The sequence below is a fragment of the Streptomyces sp. NBC_01723 genome (genome assembly GCF_036246005.1).
Taxonomy (GTDB): domain Bacteria; phylum Actinomycetota; class Actinomycetes; order Streptomycetales; family Streptomycetaceae; genus Streptomyces.
Map to the genome: position 1 here is coordinate 7081280 of NZ_CP109171.1, position 19939 is coordinate 7101218.

The 19939-nt window shown below is 67.4% G+C and carries 16 protein-coding genes and 5 pseudogenes; 9 read left to right on the top strand and 12 right to left on the bottom strand.

Annotation, left to right across the window (positions count from 1 at the left end):
• Positions 1–43 precede the first annotated feature (43 nt).
• A complete protein-coding gene (locus OIE75_RS41575; protein WP_443078415.1) occupies positions 44–211 on the top strand; it encodes a hypothetical protein in 168 nt (55 codons plus the stop codon).
• Here the strand turns inward: OIE75_RS41575 and OIE75_RS33255 are convergent.
• The 3 pseudogenes from OIE75_RS33255 to OIE75_RS33265 all read right to left on the bottom strand — a co-directional run.
• Positions 169–381: pseudogene (locus tag OIE75_RS33255) on the bottom strand (aldehyde dehydrogenase family protein); the annotation flags it as partial. The gene OIE75_RS41575 and the pseudogene OIE75_RS33255 overlap by 43 nt on opposite strands.
• A gap of 30 nt (positions 382–411) precedes the next feature.
• Positions 412–1617 (bottom strand): annotated as a pseudogene (locus tag OIE75_RS33260) (IS3 family transposase).
• 65 nt (positions 1618–1682) lie between these two features.
• Positions 1683–2909 (bottom strand): annotated as a pseudogene (locus OIE75_RS33265) (aldehyde dehydrogenase family protein); the annotation flags it as partial.
• 299 nt (positions 2910–3208) lie between these two features.
• On the opposite strand from OIE75_RS33265, the pseudogene OIE75_RS41580 reads away from it, so the two are divergent.
• The 3 genes and pseudogenes from OIE75_RS41580 to OIE75_RS41585 all read left to right on the top strand — a co-directional run.
• A pseudogene (locus OIE75_RS41580) lies at positions 3209–3310 on the top strand (IS5/IS1182 family transposase); the annotation flags it as partial.
• Between the two features lie 73 nt (positions 3311–3383).
• Positions 3384–4200, top strand: a protein-coding gene (locus tag OIE75_RS33270) for an IS5 family transposase (protein ID WP_329474106.1) whose coding sequence is annotated in 2 segments (ribosomal slippage) — positions 3384–3722 and positions 3724–4200 — 816 coding nt in all. Because the reading frame shifts where the segments join, the coding sequence is not laid out codon by codon here.
• Positions 4201–4271: 71 nt separating this feature from the next.
• Positions 4272–5344, top strand: a protein-coding gene (locus tag OIE75_RS41585) for an IS630 family transposase (protein WP_443078410.1) whose coding sequence is annotated in 2 segments (ribosomal slippage) — positions 4272–4782 and positions 4782–5344 — 1074 coding nt in all. Because the reading frame shifts where the segments join, the coding sequence is not laid out codon by codon here.
• A 103-nt stretch (positions 5345–5447) separates the two neighbouring features.
• Here OIE75_RS41585 and OIE75_RS33285 read toward each other — a convergent pair.
• Positions 5448–6430 (bottom strand): annotated as a pseudogene (locus OIE75_RS33285) (IS701 family transposase); the annotation flags it as partial.
• Positions 6431–6498: 68 nt separating this feature from the next.
• Here OIE75_RS33285 and OIE75_RS41590 point away from each other — a divergent pair.
• Together OIE75_RS41590 and car are read left to right on the top strand one after the other, a co-directional pair.
• The gene (locus tag OIE75_RS41590) at positions 6499–7395 is read left to right on the top strand and encodes a Mu transposase domain-containing protein (protein ID WP_443078416.1); all 897 of its coding nucleotides are present in this window, start codon (positions 6499–6501) and stop codon (positions 7393–7395) included.
• 603 nt (positions 7396–7998) lie between these two features.
• Positions 7999–11451: a carboxylic acid reductase gene (gene car, locus OIE75_RS33295; protein ID WP_329474107.1), complete on the top strand. Its 3453-nt coding sequence runs from the start codon at positions 7999–8001 to the stop codon at positions 11449–11451.
• A 12-nt stretch (positions 11452–11463) separates the two neighbouring features.
• On the opposite strand, the gene OIE75_RS33300 is transcribed toward car, so the two are convergent.
• The 5 genes from OIE75_RS33300 to OIE75_RS33320 all read right to left on the bottom strand — a co-directional run bounded on the left by OIE75_RS33300 (position 11464) and on the right by OIE75_RS33320 (position 14244).
• Positions 11464–11592 (bottom strand): hypothetical protein, encoded by a 129-nt coding sequence (locus OIE75_RS33300; RefSeq protein WP_329473171.1) that lies wholly within the window; start codon positions 11590–11592, stop codon positions 11464–11466.
• 43 nt (positions 11593–11635) lie between these two features.
• Positions 11636–11968, bottom strand: coding sequence for an integrase core domain-containing protein (locus OIE75_RS33305; RefSeq protein WP_329473172.1), 333 nt, complete (start codon positions 11966–11968; stop codon positions 11636–11638).
• A gap of 1 nt (position 11969) precedes the next feature.
• Positions 11970–12596: an IS3 family transposase gene (locus OIE75_RS33310; RefSeq protein WP_329474108.1), complete on the bottom strand. Its 627-nt coding sequence runs from the start codon at positions 12594–12596 to the stop codon at positions 11970–11972.
• Between the two features lie 9 nt (positions 12597–12605).
• Complete coding sequence (locus tag OIE75_RS33315; RefSeq protein ID WP_329473173.1) at positions 12606–13670, bottom strand: IS110 family transposase; 1065 nt, start codon at positions 13668–13670, stop codon at positions 12606–12608.
• A 265-nt stretch (positions 13671–13935) separates the two neighbouring features.
• On the bottom strand, positions 13936–14244 hold the full coding sequence (locus OIE75_RS33320; protein WP_329473174.1) for a transposase: 309 nt from the start codon (positions 14242–14244) through the stop codon (positions 13936–13938).
• Between the two features lie 382 nt (positions 14245–14626).
• Here OIE75_RS33320 and OIE75_RS33325 point away from each other — a divergent pair, with 382 nt between their 5' ends.
• On the top strand, positions 14627–16003 hold the full coding sequence (locus OIE75_RS33325) for an IS1380 family transposase (protein ID WP_329472111.1): 1377 nt from the start codon (positions 14627–14629) through the stop codon (positions 16001–16003).
• A 203-nt stretch (positions 16004–16206) separates the two neighbouring features.
• A protein-coding gene (locus OIE75_RS33330) for an IS5 family transposase (RefSeq protein WP_329474109.1) occupies positions 16207–17023 on the top strand; the annotation gives its coding sequence in 2 pieces (ribosomal slippage) (positions 16207–16556 and positions 16555–17023; 819 coding nt in all).
• Between the two features lie 28 nt (positions 17024–17051).
• On the opposite strand, the gene OIE75_RS33335 is transcribed toward OIE75_RS33330, so the two are convergent.
• Positions 17052–17915: a helix-turn-helix domain-containing protein gene (locus OIE75_RS33335; RefSeq protein WP_329473175.1), complete on the bottom strand. Its 864-nt coding sequence runs from the start codon at positions 17913–17915 to the stop codon at positions 17052–17054.
• A 168-nt stretch (positions 17916–18083) separates the two neighbouring features.
• On the opposite strand from OIE75_RS33335, the gene OIE75_RS33340 reads away from it, so the two are divergent.
• Positions 18084–18839: an SDR family NAD(P)-dependent oxidoreductase gene (locus OIE75_RS33340; protein ID WP_329473176.1), complete on the top strand. Its 756-nt coding sequence runs from the start codon at positions 18084–18086 to the stop codon at positions 18837–18839.
• Between the two features lie 96 nt (positions 18840–18935).
• On the opposite strand, the gene OIE75_RS33345 is transcribed toward OIE75_RS33340, so the two are convergent.
• Together OIE75_RS33345 and OIE75_RS33350 are read right to left on the bottom strand one after the other, a co-directional pair.
• On the bottom strand, positions 18936–19244 hold the full coding sequence (locus tag OIE75_RS33345) for an ATP-dependent DNA ligase (protein WP_329473177.1): 309 nt from the start codon (positions 19242–19244) through the stop codon (positions 18936–18938).
• A gap of 136 nt (positions 19245–19380) precedes the next feature.
• Positions 19381–19836 carry a hypothetical protein gene (locus OIE75_RS33350; protein WP_443078417.1) on the bottom strand — a complete coding sequence of 152 codons (456 nt, stop codon included), beginning with the start codon at positions 19834–19836 and terminating at the stop codon, positions 19381–19383.
• Between the last annotated feature and the right edge of the window lie 103 nt (positions 19837–19939).

The window sequence follows — 19939 nt, forward strand, 5'->3', positions numbered from 1 at the left end:
TGGCTGCAGGTCACAGTCAGTAGCATCTGCCGATGCCGCGGTCTTGGTTGTCGACGAGACCAGCGACGCGAAGAAGGGCACCCGCATGGTGGGAGTCCAGCGCAAGTACACCCGAACCGTTGGTCGGACAGTATGTGACCGTCCGAGGCTGGTACATGCCGGTCTCGGCTACGCGTCCAGCGACGTCATGACGTGCTTGATCCGCGTGTAGTCCTCGAATCCGTACGCCGACAGGTCCTTGCCGTAGCCGGACTTCTTGAAGCCGCCGTGCGGCATCTCCGCGACCAGCGGGATGTGCGTGTTGATCCACACGCACCCGAAGTCCAGCTTCCGGGACATCCGCATGGTCCGGCCGTGGTCCTTCGTCCACACCGAGGAGGCCGGGCCTTGACCCCGAATCCTGGACACGGGCTATGCGGCTGGTGTCAGCGTAGTTGGTGTGGGCTGGAGGGTGTTCTCGAAGGCGATCGGTGATCGTTGTCCGAGGCAGGAGTGTCGGCGTCGGGTGTTGTAGCGGTGGAGCCATCGGAAGGCGTCGAGTCGGGCCTCGCGCTCGGTTGGCCAGCTCTTTCGCTCTTGCAGGGTCTCGCGTTTGAAGGTCGCGTTGAAGGACTCGGCGAGTGCGTTGTCCGCGCTGGACCCGACCGCGCTCATGCTTTGTCGGACCCCTGCTGATCTGCAGGCTTCGGCAAAAATTCTGCTGGTGTACTGGGCTCCGTGGTCGGTGTGCATGATCGATCCGGCGAGGCTGCCGCGGGTGTGGACGGCCGCGACCAGGGCGTCGGTGACCAGATCCGTGCGCATGTGGTCGGCGATGGCCCAGCCGGCCAGCCGTCGCGATGCGAGGTCGATGACGGTCGCCAGGTAGCAGAACTTCCCGCCCTCGATGGGCAGGTAGGTGATGTCGCCGACGTACTTCGTGTTCGGAGCCTGGGCGGTGAAGTCGCGGCCGATCAGGTCCAGCGCCCTTGGCCGCTGCCGGGTCGGGGACGGTGGTGCGGTGACGGCGGCGCAACCGGATCCCTTTGATTCCGGACGCCCGCATGATCCTTGCGACGCGTTTGTGGTTGACCGTCTCACCGTGCTCCTCGCGGAGCTCGGCGGTGATCCTCGGCGCTCCGTAGGTGCCGTCCGATTCCTGATGGACCGCCCGTATCCGGACGGCCAGCTTCGCGTCGGCCGCCTGCCGGGCGGCCCGGTCCGCAGCCGTCCGGCGCCAGTAGTAGAAACTGGAGCGGGCGACGCCGAGGATGCTGCAGAGCCGCTTCACGCCGTGGCGGCGCTGGAGGTCGGCGACACACTGGAAGCGGTTCACCAGCGCGTCTCCCCGGCGAAATACTTCGCCGCCTTCCGCAGGATCTCGCGTTCCTCCTCCAGCTCACGGACCTTCTTCCGCAGAGCCGCGTTCTCCGCCTCCAGCGGGGTCGGGGGCTGGGCCGGTTCCGGCGTCCTGCGTCCCCGGGGCCGGCCCACCCCGGCCGCCCGGACCCAGTTCCGCAGCGTCTCCGGGTTGATCCCCAGGTCGGCGGCGACCGACCTGATCGTCGCCTCCGGCCGCGACTCGTACAGCGCGACCGCGTCCGCCTTGAACTCCGGCGGATAGTTCTTCATGACCACGAGATGTCCGTCCTCAGATCCTCAGGATCCAGTGTCTCGTGTGTCCAACATCAGGGGTCAAGGCCCGCCAGCGCGTAGTCGACGCCGTTGGCCCACTCCACGGCCTGGTCCTCATCCCGGAAGGACTGCACCGTGATGACCGGGCCGAAGACCTCCTGCTGGATGATCTCGTCGTTCTGCCTCAGGCCGGAGACGACGGTGGGGGCGTAGAAGTACCCCGTCTCGCCCACCTGGTGGCCGCCCGCCTCGACCTTGGCGTGCGCGGGCAGCCGCTCGATGAATCCGGCGACCTGCTTGAGCTGGCTGGGGTTGTTCAGCGGCCCGTACAGCACGTCCTCGTCGTCGGGGTGCCCGGTTTTTGTCTCGGCGGCGGCCTTGGCGAGCGCGGCCACGAACTCGTCGTGGATCGACTCCTGGACGAGGACGCGCGTGGCGGCCGTGCAGTCCTGCCCGGCGTTGAAGTACCCGGCGACCGAGATGTCCTCGACGGCCTTGGGGATGTCGGTGTCCTCGAAGACGACGACGGGTGCCTTGCCGCCGAGTTCCAGGTGGACCCGCTTGACGTCCTTGGCGGCGGACTCGGCGACCGACATGCCGGCCCGCACGGAGCCGGTGATGGAGGCCATCGCCGGGGTCTCGTGCTCGACCATCAGGCGGCCGGTGTCGCGGTCGCCGCAGACGACATTGAAGACGCCCTTGGGGACGATCGAGCCGATGATGTCGGCCATCAGGGCCGTGGAGGCGGGGGTGGTGTCCGAGGGCTTGAGGACGACCGTGTTGCCCGCGGCGAGCGCCGGGGCGAACTTCCACACGGCCATCATCATCGGGTAGTTCCACGGCGCGACCTGCGCGCAGACTCCGATCGGCTCGCGGCGCACGAAGGAGGTCAGACCCTCCATGTACTCGCCGGCGCCGCGGCCTTCGAGCATCCGCGCCGCGCCCGCGAAGAAGCGGATCTGGTCGACCATCGGCGGGATCTCCTCGGAGCGGGTCAGCCCGATCGGCTTGCCCGTGTTCTCCACCTCGGCCGCGATCAGTTCCTCGGCCCGCTCCTCGAACGCGTCCGCGATCTTCAGCAGGGCCTTCTGCCGCTCGGCCGGGACCAGGTCCCGCCAGGCCGGGAAGGCGGCCGCGGCGGCCGCCATGGCGGCGTCGACGTCCGCCTGCCCGGACAGGGGGGCGGTCGCGTACGCCGCACCGGTCACGGGGTTGACCACCGCGGTGGTCCGTCCGTCGGCGGCGTCCCGGAACTCACCGTCGATGTAATTGCGCAGGATTTTGGTCCTGGTCATTGTGCTGGCCCTTCTCAAGCTCTGCTCTTGGTTGCTGTATGCCGAGTAGTAGCGCTGTGCCAGTGGCACCGAGGTCGGCCTTCACCGAGACCCAGAGCGCAGCGCGGGCACCGACACCCATGAATTCTCCGAGTTCTGATCGCAGCGCGAGCTGGCCACCACCCGGTGTGACACTGAAGTGGTGACCGGCGATGAGGCACGTAGACGCACTCAGCAGCCTATGGAGGAGGGTCCCTCATGCCGCTCTCCCGTTCAGCGCGCGTCGGGCTGCGCATTGCCGTTGAGGGACGAGCATGATCCGTGGCCGCTCGCCGAGAGCGGCCCCCCACACCTACCTGGCCTTTCTTGGACTCGCCGCCACCCTGAGCTCCTGCAAGCGACTCGTCCGCCTCGCCACATAGGACCCTGTCTTATTGGCTCTAACAAAAGCTGCTGATCATGAGGCTGTCGGCCTCTCTGCTCGTATGTCTGGGCATGGGAAACCGTCAGTCGCGGCCGTGGATCGTGTCGGATGAACTGTGGACGCTGGTCGAGCCGTTGTTGCCGAAGCCGGGTCCGAAGAAGGCCGAGGGCAGACCGCGGGTGCCGGACCGCCAGGCCCTGTGCGGGATCCTCTTCGTCCTGCACACCGGTATCCAGTGGGAGTACCTGCCCCAGGAACTCGGCTTCGGCTCGGGCATGACCTGCTGGCGGCGCCTGGCGGCCTGGAACGAGGCCGGCGTCTGGGACCAGCTCCACCAGCTGCTGCTGAACGAGCTGCGGTCGAAGAACCAGCTGGACTGGGAACGGGCGGTGATCGACTCCTCGCACGTGCGGGCCGCCCGACGGGGCCCAAAGCGGGCCGAGCCCGGCCGGCCGCGCACGCCCGGGCAGCAAGCACCACCTCATCGTCGACGGCCAGGGCATCCCGCTCGCGGTGTCCCTGACCGGCGGCAACCGCAACGACGTCACCCAACTCGAGCCGCTGCTCGACAAGATTCCCGCCGTCGCGGGCCAGGTCGGCAGACCCCGCCGACGCCCCGACGCACTCCTGGCCGACCGCGGCTACGACCACGACAAATACCGCCGCCTGCTCTGGCAGCGAGGGATCCGCCCCGTGATCGCGAAGAGAGGCGAGCCGCACGGCACTGGCCTGGGCACCTTCCGCTACGTCGTCGAGCGAACGATCGCCTGGCTCCACGGCTTCCGCCGCCTGCGCATCCGCTGGGAACGACGCGACGACATCCACGAGGCCTTCCTCGGCCTCGCCGTCTGCCTGATCACCCACCGCCACGTCCGACGCCTTTGTTAGGACCTCTTACTGAGGATTTCGGGTTGTCGTCGGGTAGTGACGGCTGATGGCCCCTGCGGTATGCCGTTGGTGTGAGGTATCCGGAGGGTGGGGGCTTGACCGCTGAGCGGCGGGCCTTTCGTGAGGGGATCCGGCTTCAGGCCGGCGAGAGGTTCGCGGCGGGCGAGAAGACGGCGGCGATCGCGAAGGATCTGCGGGTGAGTGTGCGGTCGGTGGAGCGCTGGCGTCGTGCCTGGCGCGAGGGCGGCATGGAGGCCCTGCGCTCGGCGGGTCCGGCGAACTCCCCGACCGTCACAGACGCCCAGTTCGCCGTGCTCGAGGAAGAACTCGGCAAGGGGCCGGCCGTACACGGCTTCGAAGACGAACGCTGGACCCTGACACGGGTGCAGACGGTGATCCGCCGGCGTCTGCGGGTGAGCCTGTCGGTGGCGACGGTGTGGCGGCTGCTGAAACGGCACGGTTGGTCCTGGCAGGCACCCGCCCGCAGAGCACTCGAGCGCGACGAGCATGCGGTGGAGCTGTGGAAGAGGGAGGTGTGGCCGCAGGTAAAAGACTCGCGGCGGCGTCCGGTGCCTGGATCGTCTTCGAGGACGAGGCCGGCTTCTCGATGACCCCGCCCCGTGCCCACACCTGGGGCCGACGCGGACACACCCCCGTCATCCGCGTCCGCGGCAGGTCCCGCCGCCGGACTTCCATCGCCGCACTGTGCTGCTACAAACCCGGCGAGAAGAGCCGCCTCATCCACCGGCCCCGCGCTCACCTCCGCCTCAAGGGCGCACGCAAAAGCCTCTCCTGGCAGGACTACCGCGACCTCCTGGTCCGCGCACACCTCCAGCTCGACGGCCCGATCGTGGTGGTCTGGGACAACCTCAACACCCACCTGGCCACCGGGCTGAAGCAGTACGAGGCCGACCACGACTGGCTCACCACCGTCCGCCTCCCGCCCTACGCACCCGACCTCAATCCCGTCGAGGCCGTCTGGTCGCTGGTACGCAGGGCGATGGCCAACACCGCCTTCGACACATCCGCCGACCTCGACCGCACCCTTCGCCGCGAGTTACGCAGGATCCAGCTCCGACCCCACCTGGTCGACGGCTGCCTGACCGCCACAGGTCTGGCCATCACCCCACCGACCCCGCCCTGAAAACCTCAGTAGTACTCCAGGAGCGGTTCGTGTTCTGAGGTGCGTTTTCGGTAGTGGCAGCGGCGGGCGACGGCCTGGCGGTGTCTTCTCCAGGTCGACCACTTCAGTGCGTGGGTGACGGGGGCGCGGTTGGCTCGTGGGTAGGGCAGGAGAGTGTCCAGGAGTCGCCGGATTTCTGCCACGGTGAGCGGGACGAGGGCTGATCCGTTTCTGCAGCCCCCTTTGCGGCCTGGCCGCCGGCCCGGGGTCGTGCTGCGAGTGCGGTCAGAACGGCATGGGCGAGCATGGCCAGGTGATGTGCCGATACCAGCCGAGATAGCGGCGGACCTCGTACTCGTCCTGGCCGCATTCGTTCTTCGCGGCCTGGAAGCACTCCTCGATCGCCCAGCGGGAGCCGGCCACCTGGGCCAGTTCAGTGATCTCAACACTCACCGGGGCGTAGGCCAGGTAGTAGGCCACCTCTTCAGGGTCGGACAGGCTGCGGCGGGCCATCACCCAGCGGTGATGGGTCGGCGGGTCGGGGTCGAAGATGATGTTGGCGGGCAGCTTGGCCCCGGCCCAGTCGTAGATCCGCGGACCCTTTGCCCCGTCACCGCAGGACAGTTGCTGCCAGGCATCACCAGGTGCTTCGTCGATGAGCTGGTCGATGCGCCAGATGCCCGCAAGGGACTTGATCTGCTGCGACTTGGGCACTGCCACCACATAGCCGATGTCGAGTTGCTCGAGCAGGCGGCGGAAGTGCCAGTCCTGCCCGTAGGCCTCATCCGCAGTGACCCACGTGGCGGGCAAGCCGGTGGCCAGGCAGCGGCGGACGATGTTGCGGGCCATCTCTCCCTTGGTCGCGAAGCCGCGTTCGTCGGGGATCTTCGCCGCCCGGCAGCGGTCGCGGTCGGAGGTCCAGGCTTTGGGCAGGTAGAGCTCCCGGTCGACCAGGGTCCGGCCCGAGCGGGTGGCGTAGGCGGCGAACACCCCGATCTGGCAGTTGTCGATCTTTCCCGAGGTGCCGGTGTACTGCCGGCCAACCCCGGCCGAGGCGGTCCCCTTCTTGATGAAGCCGGTGTCGTCGATGATCAGCACTCCGCCTGGTCGAGCGCCAGGTCCTGATCGTCCGCGACCACGTCCTGGCCGGGCGGGCCTTCTCCTGCGTCGAGGAGATGGACGCCGCGTTCACGGCCTGGGTGCCCAAGCGCCGGGCTCAGGTCCACACAACCCACCCCGAAGTGATCGGACATCGCGCCGCCCGGGATCACGCGGCTCTCAAAACGCTGCCGCCGGCCCCGTATCTGGTCGCCGAACGGCACCTGCGGCCGGTCGGCAAGGACTGTCTGGTCGCCTTCGCGGGCAACCTCTACTCGGTGCCCGCCCGCAAGGTCCGCCCCCGCCAACTCGTCGAGATCCGAGCCACGAAGTCCCAGGTCACGCTGCACTCCACCGCTCCGGACGACCGCGGCGAAACTCTGCTGGCCATGCATGAGCGGGCCGTCGGCCGTGGAGTGCGTGTCGTGGAGGAAGCGCACTGGGACGGGCTGCCCACCGGCAAAAGCCGCCGGACAACCACCGGCGAGGTCCCTGTCCAACCGCGTCACAACCGTCCCTCGGGTGAGGAGGCCGGACCGTTGCAGGCCCTGCTGAACCGGGCCGAGGCCGCCTGCGTCGAGGTCGGCCGCAGGCCGTTGTCGGTCTATGACGAGCTGGCCGGGACCCGCCCCTTCACCACCGGACACGTCGCTGCGGTACGGACGCCGAACACTCACGCCTCATCCAACGACCGTCAACAGCACCAGTCACAAAACCATCCCAGAACACCAACTACCTGGATCAGATGCCCTCAAGTGGCGGTTCGTAAGGCGATGTTCGTTTCGTTTCCGGCTGAGGTTGGAGCAGCGCACACGGACCCGGCGGCTGACCGCGCGGGCAAGCCAAGTCCGCCGGGAACAGGTGGGCAGGGGCGGCCGGCGAATCGGTGGCGGCCGTCGCGACTGGGGCCACCTCGGTCAGTACCGGCACGCTGTCCAGCCCTCGGTCGTCCATGGGGCAGAGCACGCGTGTGACATCGGCGAGGCCGTCGCATGGGCCCCGGGGCCGGTTGATCGCCCAGCCGTCCGAGGACCGGCTTGGGTGGCAGGGCTGCGGGGGGCGGCCGTAGACCTCCAGAATTTGCGGCAGCTCGCCGCTCTCCTCCTCGCCTTGGGGCCATCCGCAGCCGGGCCGAGGTTGCTGCGCCTTCACGCCGAACCTGGTGGCGGCGGAGACCCCCTCCAGGGCGGATGTGGCGTCAGCGGTATCACCTCCCCGGCGCCAGTGCGCTCCACAAGGGGGGATCGCCAGGCCGTGGCTACCTTCGAAGACACACGTTAGAAACGAGGCAGAACATGCCGCTTGGCGCGGCAAACCTTTCCAGGCTGGAGGACATCGCATGACAGAGACGGCGGAAGCGTTGGTCGCGAAGGCACGTGCGGCAAGGCCGGTGCTGGCCGCACATGCGGAGGAGTTGTTGAGCGTACGAAGGCATTCGATCAGGAGAAACGTGCAGCTTCCCCCATGGGGGTGGTGACCGGCAGATCGCACATGCCGCTCCACCCGTACCCCGAACGCCACCTCGGGTCGGCCATGCCATTGATAAGCCCACAGTTGATGGAAAGTCGGTGAAGTCGGTGTCATTGACACCTGTAACCAACGGCTCGGTCTCCCCCGCGATCTTGGCTACCGTGCGCGACCACGCCACCGGTCTGCCGCGGGCTGTCACCGCCGTGATGGAGGGGTACGCCAACCGCCCCGCCCTAGGTGAGCGGGCCCGCGAGTCGGTGACCGACGCGGCGACCGGCCGGACCGAACTGCGGTTGCTGCAGCATTACACAACCGTCAGTTACGCCGAGCTGTGGGAGCGGGCCGGCGCGGTCGCGGCCGAGTGGGCAGCGGACGCAGAACGACCGGTGCGCGAAGGTGACTTCGTCGCCGTCTACGGGTTCACCAGCGTCGACTACACGGTGCTCGACCTGGCCTGTCTGCGAGCCGGCGCGGTCTCGGTGCCGCTCCCATACAGCCCCTCGCTGGGCAAGTTGAAGCCAATCGTCGCGGAGTCCGCGCCACGCATTCTCGCAACCAGCATCGAATCCATCGACACAGCCGTCGAGTTGGCACTCTCCGCGCCATTGCGGCCACGCCTTGTCGTGTTCGACTTCCACCCGGAGGCGGACGAGGAGCGGGAGCGGCTTGAGGCCGCCCGGGTGCGGCTAGCGGACGCCGGGGACACGGCCGTCGAGGCGCTGAGCGCCGTCGTCGCGCGCGGCCGGACCCTGCCGACGCCGGTCACGCCCGAGGCTGCGGAGGGCAACCCGACACGGCTACTGACCTACACTTCCGGCAGCACGGGCGCACCCAAGGGCGCGATCTACACGGACAGCATGGTCCAGAGCCTGTGGGCGGGCTGGTTCGCGCCGAAGGGCGACGCGTCGCCGGTCACCATGGGCTACTTGCCAATGAGCCACATCGCGGGGCGAGCGTCGCTGTACATGACGCTGGTCCAGGGCGGCACGGTGTACTTCACAGGCCTCAGCGACATGTCGACGCTGTTCGACGACATGCGCGAGGCCCGTCCGACTCAACTGCTGCTGGTGCCGCGGATCTGCGACATGCTCCTCCAGGAGTACCAGAGCCGATCGACGCGCAGGGCCGGGGAGTTTGCGGACCCCGACGCGCTCGACAAGGCCGTCAAGTCGGAGCTGCGGGAGGAGTTCGTCGGCGGCCGGGTGCGCGACGTCCTCTGCGGCAGCGCACCGATCGCGGGAGAGCTGAAGCGGTTCTTGGAGTCCTGCCTGGAGCTGTCGCTTCGGGACGTCTTCGGCTCGACCGAGACGGGCCCTATCCTGATCGACGGGCAGGTCGAGCGGCCCCCGGTCATCGAGTACAAACTGGCCGACGTCCCCGAACTCGGCTACTACATCTCGGACGTGCCGCATCCGCGCGGTGAACTCCTGATCCGCGCAGAGACGATCACCCCCGGCTACTACAAGCGGCCGGACGTGACAGCTTCGGTCTTTGACGCGGACGGTTTTTACCACACCGGCGACATCATGGCCGAGACCGCCCCGGACCAGTTGGTCTACCTCGACCGCCGCAACAACGTACTCAAACTGGCCCAGGGGGAGTTCGTCACCGTCTCCCACCTGGAGACCACCTTCGCCGCCAGCCCCCTGATCCGGCAGATCTACGTCCACGGCAACAGCGAGCGCGCGTATCTCCTAGCGGTCATCGTCCCCACCGAGGACGCCCTCGCGCAGGCCGGTGGTGTCAGGGAGCTCAAGCCTCTGCTTGCCGCATCCCTCCAAGAGATCGCCCAGTACGCCGAGTTGGAGCCGTACGAGATCCCGCGCGACTTCCTCGTCGAGACCGAGCCCTTCAGCACGGCGAACGGACTCCTCTCCGAGGTCCGCAAGAACCTGCGCCCCAGTCTTAAGGACCGTTATGGTCATCAACTGGATTCCCTGTACGAGGAGTTGGTGAGTGGCCGGGAGGAGGCACTGTGCGCGCTGGGTGCGGCGGGCCCCGATCAGCCGGTGTTCGAGGCGATCCGTGCAGCGGCGAGCGCGCTGCTCGGCTGCCCCGCCTCCGAGCTGCGGCCCACCGCACGCTTCACCGATCTCGGCGTCGACTCGCTGTCGGCGTTGTCCTTCTCGCAACTGCTGTGGGACGCCTTCGCCGTGGAGGTGCCGGTCGGCGTGTTGCTCAGCGCGGGCAACAACCTCCAGGCGGTCGCGGACCACATCGAGGCGGCCCGTGCCGGCACCGCCGGGCGCCCGTCGTCCGCGTCGGTGCACGGCGCGGATGCCACCGAGGTGCGCGCGGACGAGCTGACGCTGGAGAAGTTCCTCGACGTCACGACCCTGGGCAATGCCCGCCCCGCTTCCGGCGTCGTCCCGCACACCGTGTTGCTGACCGGCGCTAACGGCTACCTCGGCCGGTTCATGTGCCTGGACTGGCTGGAGCGCCTGTCGGCAACCGGCGGTCGACTGATCTGCCTGATACGAGGCCGCGACGACGCCGACGCCCGCCGTCGGCTAGACGCCGCACTCGACAGCGGTGACCAGCAGCTTCTCTCCCGTTATCAGGAGTTGGCGGATAGACATCTTGAGGTGCTGGCCGGCGACATCAGCGAGGAGCGGCTCGGGCTCGACGAGGACACCTGGAAGCGGCTCGCCATGGACGTCGACGCCATCTTCCACCCCGCGGCGCTCGTCAACCACGTCCTGCCCTACGAGCATCTCTTCGGCCCGAACGTCGTCGGTACCGCCGAACTGATCCGACTGGCCCTGACCGGCAAGGTCAAGCCGTTCACCTACCTCTCCACGGTCGCCGTGGCAGGCGGTCTCGATCCGGCCCGGCTCGACGAGAGCGCCGACATCCGCGAGGCGAGCGCCGCCCGCGCGCTGACCGACGGAGACGTATCCGGGTACGCCACCAGTAAGTGGGCCGGCGAGGTACTGCTACGCCGCGCGCACGAGGAACATGGACTCCCCGTCACCGTTCTGCGCTCCGACATGATCCTGGCCCATCGCAGGCACGCAGGCCAGTTGAACGTCCCCGACATGTTCACGCGGCTGCTGTTCAGCATCCTCACCACGGGGATTGCGCCGGCGTCGTTCTACCGCCCTGATGCCGACGGCGAGCGGGTGCGGGCCCACTACGACGGGCTGCCGGGTGACTTCGTCGCTGAGGCCGTCAACACGCTCGGCGGCGCGGGTGCCACCGGTTACCGGACGTACAACGTGGTCAACCCGCACGACGACGGTGTCTCGCTGGACACCTTCGTGGACTGGCTCATCACAGCCGGGCACCCGGTCAGTCGTATTGCCGACTACGACGAGTGGTTCGCCCGCTTCGAGACGGCCCTGCGGGCCCTGCCGGAGGCACGACGGCAGTACTCGCTGCTGCCATTGCTGCACACCGTCCGTCGGCCCGGCGAGCCGTTGAACGGTTCGACGATCCCGGCGGTGCGGTTCACGGAGGCGGTGCGGAAAGCAGGGCTCGCGGATGGGAAAATCCCCCAAGTGGAAGCGCAGTTGATCGAAAAGTACGCGGCGGACCTGCGGTTGCTCGAACTGATCTGACACGCGCGGGGGTTATTGGTAGTCGGGGGCCAGGACCAGCAGCGCACCGTGCAGCTCGGCGAGGAGCGGTTGCCATCCGGCGCCGCCGGTGCACGTCCAAGCTGGGATCTGCCGATCGCGGGAGAGGCGCTGGTCGCTCATGGCCCCATCGTGGTCCTGAACCGTTCCGGGTTCGGTAGAGACTTCAGATTGTGGTTGTGACCTGGGGTTCCGCGGTCGCGAGGTAGTAGTTGGTCTCGTATTCGACTGGTGGGATGTGTCCGATCTCACCGTGGAGTCGGCGGTGGCAGAACCAGTCGATCCACTCGGCAGTGGCGAGTTCGACCTGGGAAAGCGTCTTCCATGGATGTCGGGGTTTGATCAGCTCGGTCTTGAACAGGCCGATCGTGCTCTCCATGAGGGCGTTGTCGTAGGCGTCGCCGACCGAGCCGATCGAGGCCGCGATGCCGGCGGCGTCCAGGTGCTCGGCGAGTCGGAAACTCGTGTATTGCGACCCGGCATCGGAGTGATGTATCAACTCACCCCCGTTGATGAGGCTGTTCGTCGCGGTCGCGTTGCCACAGGGCCATGTCCAGGGCGTCCAGGACGAGCTGTGTCTCCTTCGACAGGGCGGCGGACCAGCCGACGATCCGGCGGGAGAAGGTGTCCACGACGAACGCGACGTAGACGACTCCCGACCAGGTGCTGACGTGGGTGAAGTCGGCAACCCAGCAGCGGTTCGGGGCCGGCGCGACGAAGTTGCGGTCCAGCAGGTCTGGCGCCCGCTCAACGGAGCTGCCCGCCATCGTGGTGACGACCTTCTTCCCGCGCACGGCGCCGGTGACGCCGAGCTCGCGCATGAGGCGTTCAACGGTGCACCGGGCCACGATATGGCCCTGGCGGTGCAGCTCACGCCAGACCTTCCTGGCCCCGTAAACACGGTAGTTGGACTCGACGATCTGCCGGATGAGCGGCTTCAGCTCGGCGTCGCGGACGGTGCGGGCCGACGGGGCCTGGAGTCGTTTGTGGTGGGCGTAATAGGTGGAGGGGGCAATCTTGCAGTCGTGCACGGTGAGCACGTGGCAGATCGGCTCGACACCGCCGAAGCGGGCCCGGTGCTCGTCGATGAACGTCACGAGCGTGTGTGGCCGGTCGAGCTCGGCGATGCTCCTATGTCAAGCAGCCAGGCTGGTGGGCGTTGGGGATTGTGGATTGAGGGGTTGGTCGAGGTCGGCTTGGTCGGCGAGCAAGGCGCGGTAGACGCGGTCGGAGATGCGACGCCGCAGCAGACGGAGGGCCTCTGTCTTGGTCTTGCCAACGGTGAGTTGCTTGGCGAAGTAGGTGGCGCCTTCACCGTCACCTCGCACTTGAGTCACAGCGATCACGTGGAGAGCGTGATTGACAGTGCGATTGCCGCCCCGGTTGAGCCGGACGCGGACTTTGTTGCCTGACCAGACGGGGATCGGGGCAGTGCCGTTGAACCGGGCGAAGGCGGCCTTGGAGACGAACCGAGTGGCGTCGGCGGCCTCGCCGATGATGACCGCGGCGCCCAGAACGCCGCAGCCGGGGATCGCCAGCAGATGCGGTGCGCGGGCGGTGACCAGACGACGGATCTGACTCTCCAGCGCGTTGATACGTTCCGAGAGACGACGGCAGTCCGCGACCAGTTCGGTGGCGATGGCCGCGAGTGTCCCGCGGTGCTGGATCAGAGCTCGGGCCAGCTGTTCCAGGACGCACAGGCGGCGCAGGCCACGAGAGGCGACGGCCAGCTCGGGGTCGAGCTCGTGCAGGAACCAGCGCAGCTTGTTGCCGATCGCCGTGCGCTGAGCGACCAGGGTGCGCCGGTGGTCGACCAGCAGTTTGATGTCCCGGCTCGGCCCGTCCAGGCACGCCTTGGGCAGGTCCGGCTCGCGCAGAGCGACCCGGGCCACAGCCTCGGCGTCGATCGGGTCGGACTTCCCGCGCTCCCTGGCCGAGCGTCGCGCGCCGGCCATCAGCCGGGTGTGCACCCGTACCACCGTGTGTCCGCTGTTGAGCAGGTCGGCCTCGAACCGGCGGGTCAAGTGGCGGCAGTCCTCGACTGCTACCAGCACCGGACCGAAGCCGTGCAGCCAGGCCAGCGCCTTGAGATGGCCGGCGGGTCGGGCAGTGACGGTCAGTTCCGCCAGCCGCTTTCCGAGCGGATCGACCGCCACCAGCGTGTGCGTGTTCTTGTGTCCGTCTATCCCGATGACGATCAACGTGCCTCCCTGCGACGATGCCCGACGCGAACGGATCGTCCGGCGCCGGGGGCACGCCTCAATCGGGCCAGCGGCACGCTCCTATCAAGCCACATCGCACCGGACAGCCTGCGACCGACGGGCGGCACATCGCTGACAAGCCACCGCCTCGCGGGGCAGCGAAGAAGCGAGTCAGCCCACCGATCGACAGGATCCTGCCACCAGAGAGCGGCACATCAAGGACCAACCACCAAGGGCGGTTTCGGCCCGTGCCACCCGCCGATCGTCAACAGCCTGACATTGACGCGAAGAAACTCGCCGCAGCCTTCAAGATGTCGTTCGCCCGCTTCAGCTCGGCGATCTCCTTCTTCATCGCCTTGATCTGCGCGGACTCCTCCGTGGTCGTACCCGGACGCTTCCCGGAGTCGACCTCATCGCGCTTCACCCAGTTCCGCAGGGTCTCGGCCGAACCGATCCCGAGTTTCTGGGCAACCGCCCTCAGCGCGGCCGACTCGTTCGGATAGTCACCACGGACCTCGGCGATACGGACCGCTCGTTTGCGCAGCTCAACGGGATAGGAGGAGGGACGTGCCATGACTCGATCCTTTCACGGAATCGAGTCTCTACCGAACCCGGAACGGTTCAAACTCCGCTCGAAAGCATGACAGTTCAGCGAACGCAATCCGCGGGACACCGTGGTGCAGCAGACTCATCGCAACGGCCTTCGTACTGGTCAAGTGCATCTGTGACGGAACACAGGATCAGACGAAAGCCACTCTCACGTCCGGTGCACAACCGAAACGCTCAGCAAGTTCGAGGTCACGTTCGACCGCAGACGTTAAACGCCAAGCTTAGCCTCGCGCTTTCGCGAGGTGGGCTGTCCAAGAGATGATCAGAAACACGGAAAGTGCCCTTGACCTGCAACGATAGGACTTGCTGAGGGTCCTGTTGGCTGCAAGGAAAAGAGCACTTTCCAGGTGAGAGAGCCTATCTCGTCGTACCCGCGTGTCCGTGTCCAGGGAGACGGTCGGCAGGTGGTCTCGCAGGCCGGTGCGGTCCTGCTGCTGGAGACGGTCCGCAAGACGGGCCTTGACCAGGCGATATCCGCAGCCCTGGCGCCCTGGCGGAAGCCGCGGGCCGTCCACGATCCCGGGAAGATCCTCCTGGACCTCGCGCTGGCAGTCGCGATGGGCGGGGACTGCCTGGCGGATATCGGCATGCTGCGGGCCGAGCCGGCCGTGTTCGGGCCGGTCGCCTCCGACCCGACGGTCTCCCGCCTCATCGACACCCTCGCAGCCTCCGGGGAGAAGGCCCTGCGGGCCATCCGTTCCGCGCGGGCTGAAGTCCGTCAACGTGCCTGGCGGTTGGCCGGACGGGCAGCGCCTGATGCGGGCGGGGCGGTGACCGTCGACCTCGACGGGGTGCTGGTGATCGCGCACTCGGACAAGGAGGACGCCGCACCCACCTGGAAGCGGACCTACGGCCATCACCCGCTGATGGGCTTCGTCGACCACGGACCGGGCGGCACGGGGGAACCGGTCGCGGCCCTGCTCAGACCAGGAAACGCGGGCTCGAACACCGCGTCCGACCACGTCACCGCCGCCCAACTGGCGCTGGCCCAGCTGCCGAAGAAGTACCGGCGTGGGCGCCGGACCCTGATCCGCACTGACTCCGCGGGCGGCACTCACGACTTCGTCGCATGGCTCGCCCAGCGGGGACGGTGGCTGTCCTACTCGGTCGGCATGGTGATCACCGACGCGATCCACCAGCACGTGCTGAAGGTTCCGGCCTCGGCCTGGACGGCGGCCATCGAGACCGGCGGCGAGATCCGCGACGGCGCCTGGGTCGCTGAACTCACCGGCGACGTTCTGGACGGCTGGCCCAAGGACATGCGGCTGATCGTCAGGAAGGAACGACCGCACCCCGGGGCCCAGTTGAGGCTCACGGACGCGGACGGCATGCGGCTGACCTGTTTCGCCACCAACACCTCGGGCCGGCCGATCGCCGAGCTCGAGCTCCGTCACCGGCTGCGGGCCCGGGCCGAGGACCGCATCCGGGCCGCCCGGGCCACCGGCCTGCGGAATCTTCCTCTGCACCGCACGGCCCAGAACCGGATCTGGCTGGAGATCGTGCAGATCGCTCTCGACCTGCTGGCCTGGATGCCGATGCTCGCCCTGACCGGCAAGGCCCGTCTCTGGGAACCTCGCCGCCTGCGGCTCCGCCTGTTCACCACGGCCGGACAGCTCGTGACCACCGGCCGTCGGCAAATCCTCCGCCTGGCCCAGCACTGGCCCTGGACCAGTCACATCACTGCCGCCCTCGAACGGCTCGCACTCCTGCCGAACCCGGGATGAGCAGCGGATTCATCCGCCCCTACGAGAGAACCCTCCGGCCGGAGCAGTGGAACCCGGCGTCCATCCGAGACGACACTCGGGCCCTCAACCTGCCCAGCCTCAGCCCACAGCACGAAAACGGTCCACCGACTCCGTCGGCGGACCGTCACGCAAGATCGAGGTTAGACCGTGTCCTACATGGTCAGTTGGTCGTTGGGCTGCGTATGGGGCGGGGTACGTGGAGTTGGATTGTTCCGGACGGCTTGTGGGAGATCGCCAGGCCGTTGATCCCGGAGGTCCGGGTTCGGCCGCAGGGCGGCGGGAAGCAGAACACGCCTGATGAGACGCTGTTCGCAGCGATCATCTATGTGCTGGTCAGTGGATGTGCCTGGCGGGCTCTGCCGCCGTGTTTCGGGATATCGAAGTCGACCGCACACCGCAGGTTCATGATCTGGTCGAGGGCCGGCGTGTGGGGGCGCTTGCATGAAGCCGTCGTTCACCGGCTCGATGACGCGGGCCTTGTCGATGTCTCCCGTGTGGTCCTCGACTCGGCTCATGTGCGCGCTAAAAAGGGGCGAACACACAGGTCCGAGCCCCGTGGACCGAGGCAAGCCGGGTTCCAAGATGCACATCCTGTCGGACGCGAACGGACTGCCCCTGGTCGTCGGCGTCTCGGCCGCCAACGTCCACGACAGCCAAAGCCTGAAGCCCATGGTGGCGGGTCACCAAACGAAACACGACCCCTATCGCGGCCGCCACTTCAAACCCCAACGCCTCCATGCCGACAAGGCCTACGACATCCCTGAACTGCGGAAATGGCTCCGCGGCAAGCGGATCGGAGTGCGTATCGCCCGCAAGGGCATCGAGTCCAGCGAACGATTGGGTCGGCGCCGATGGGTGATCGAACGGACCATCTCCTGGCTGTCCGGCTACCGCAGACTCAGCCCTCGCTACGAACGGAAACCCCGCAACTACCTGGCCTTTCTCGGCCTCGCCGCAGCACTGTGCTGCTACAAACGACTCCTCAAACTGACCATGTAGGACACGGTCTGTGAACCGCAGGGGGGTGTCAGTCGTCCACCGCGCGGACGTCTTCCTCTCGTACGGGTCGCGTTTCTGCGGCCCAAGACGCGAGCAGCGTGAACCGGTCCGCGCTTTCCGGGTGCGTGTCGGTGGGGTGGTAGATGACGAGCATCTGGTCGCCGGTGTCGTCGACGGCGAGCTTGGAGAGGTTTAGCACCATCGGACCGACCTGCGGGTGATCGATGCGGACGGGACCGCCCCGGGCCGGCCGCACATCGTGGCGGGCCCACGCCTGCCGAAACGCTTCGCTTGCCAGTGACAGTTCTCCGATGAGCTGCACGGCCCGTGGATCGTCGAGATCAGCTCCGACGCGTTTGCGGAACATCGCGACCATGTCGTTTCGATCGAAGTGTATTCGGTCATCCGCGTCGAGGAATGCAGCACGCAGCAGGTTCTCACCGGGTCGGAGCTCCGGCGAGAGGACGTGCGCCAGCGGATTGCTCGCGAGCACGTCCATGTAGCGCCCCGCGACAAACGCGGGCATCTCTATCGAGCGGACGAGCTCCAGGATGCGGGGGATGACTGTCTCGCGGCGGGGTGCGCGACGCCGACGTGGCGCCGTGGCGCTCAGTTTGAGGAGATGCTCGGCGGAGGGTTCGTCGAGTTGCAGCACGCGTGCGATGGCTTCGAGCACCTGCACCGAGGGATTCCTGTTGCGCCCCTGCTCGAGCCGGAGGTAGTAGTCCGAGCTGATGCCGGCGAGCAGGGCGACTTCTTCGCGGCGCAGCCCCGGCACTCGACGTCGTTCATCCTCAGGCAGACCGACAGTCTCCGGGGCCACCAGGCCCCGTCGAGCGCGCAAGTAGTCGCCGAGCCTGTTCTCGCGCCCTGAGTCTGCCGCGTTCGTCACACTCGTTGACAATAGTTCCTGCGGACTGACGTTGCCTGGTCCTGCCACTCCCAGGATCGAGGTGGCCTTCTCCGTCGGCCAGGAGGGCCGCACGGTTGTCACAGAGCGCGACGCGCACTGGCACGAGCGCTCGTTCGTCATCACCACGTCAGCCAAAGGAGGGTACTCGTGCCTACGAACCGTATTGCTCTGATCACCGGAGCCAACCAAGGCATGGGCAAGCAGGTCGCAAAGGAGCTGGTCTTCGATGGGGTGACCGTGTTTGTCGGATCCCGCGACCTTGCCCGTGGCGAGAAGGCAGCCGCAGAGATCGGTGAGGGCGCCGTCGCGCTCCAGCTCGACGTGACCGACACGGCGTCGATCGCCTCGGCCGCCGAACGGATCCGCGACGAGACCGGCCGACTTGACCTCCTCATCAACAACGCCGCCATCTCCACTACCCGCACCGATGTGCGTGATCTGTCCGAGCTCCGGGCAATGTCGAAAACTAGCACCGTCCCCCTCGATGAGGTGCGGGCTGTGTGGGAGGTGAACGTCTTCGGTCCCCTGGCGGTATTCCAAGCCATGCTGCCGCTGCTTCGCGAATCACCTGATGCGCGCGTCGTGAACGTCACGAGCGCACTCGGTTCGCTGACAACCATGGCTGGCCCGGACTTCCCGTACCGCTCCACATTCGAACCCGTCTACGCCGCGTCGAAGACGGCGCTCAACGCCGTGACGCTGGCGATGATGATCGAACTGGAGGACACCGACGTCAAAGTCAACCTCGTCTCACCAGGGTTCGCCAACACCGCACTGGTCAACTTCGAGGGCATAGAGTCGGTCGAGGAGGCCGCCCGCGAGATCGTACGCGTCGCCCGGCTCGGAGCCGACGGACCCACCGGCACCTTCACGCTCTGGGAAGGCGTGGACCTCCCGTGGTGACCCACGTCGGAATGGGCAGTCAGCGTCGGACGACTCACAAACGACACCACCGCCGGCGATCCGGTGCCTCCCCCCGACGCGCTGATCGATCACCGCTCAGTCGAGTTCCGCGAGCTTGGCGATGTCGACGTCAGTGCGGTTGCCATGGATCTTGACGGTGGCGGGTTCGGCCTCGATGCGGCTGAACTCGTCCTCGGTGAGGTCGACGTCCGCGGCGCCGGTCACGACTTCCGGGAACGCGGGTGCCATCTGGGTGCCGCGGCGTGAGCGCAGCATCACCTGGCCGCCGTCGATGCAGAGGCCAGCGCGGAATCCGTCCCACTTCGGTTCCGCAGCGGACCGCGGCGGCAGGACGGGGCTGCGCACCGTTTCGGTGAGCATCGGCTCCGGCAGGGTCCACGTCATGGTGGAGGTCTTCCACCCGAGGGCTTGACGGTGTGCGTGTGGTCGGCCAGGTGGTCGTGCCCGGCCACCGGTCTGGGCATCCCGAGCACCAGACCTGACCACCCTGGTCAGACGCTTGGGTAGTGCGCTGAGCGGCTCAGCTGTGCGGGCGGGTGTTGGTGAAGCGGACGGCAGGTCCCCAGTGCTTCTGTTCGGGGGCGAGGTACCACTGGCACAGGGGCAGGCCGCCGCTGCCGTATCGGTGGGTGGGGCGCTGGCAGCCGGCGCATGCTTCGACGTAGCTGCTGGAGGTGGTGAAGGTGGAGGGGTCGGGTTCGCTGATCGGGGGTGGGGGAGTGCTGGTCATCGTTGGGTGTCCGTTCTGGGTGATCAGTAAGTGAATCACCGCGAACACAGCATGAAAGGACAGAAAGTGCCGTCGCCCGGTCAGCGCGCCGCGGCGGTACTGCTCGAGGCCGATCGTCCGAAGCTTGAGAACCTCCTCGGCATCCGCCAAGTCTGCCCGCACCCGCTTCAGTTCGGCTTCGAGCTCATCCACCCGCACGGCAGCGGCCTTCCGCCGCGTTTCCAGGACCGCACGCATCGACGGCATCCGCCACCCCCACCGACTCGATCAGCAACGAGTCGAGGCTCCCGCCACAGCCGCAATCTCATGCCTGACCAGCGGAATCTGCACACGGCATTCGGAAAGAGAA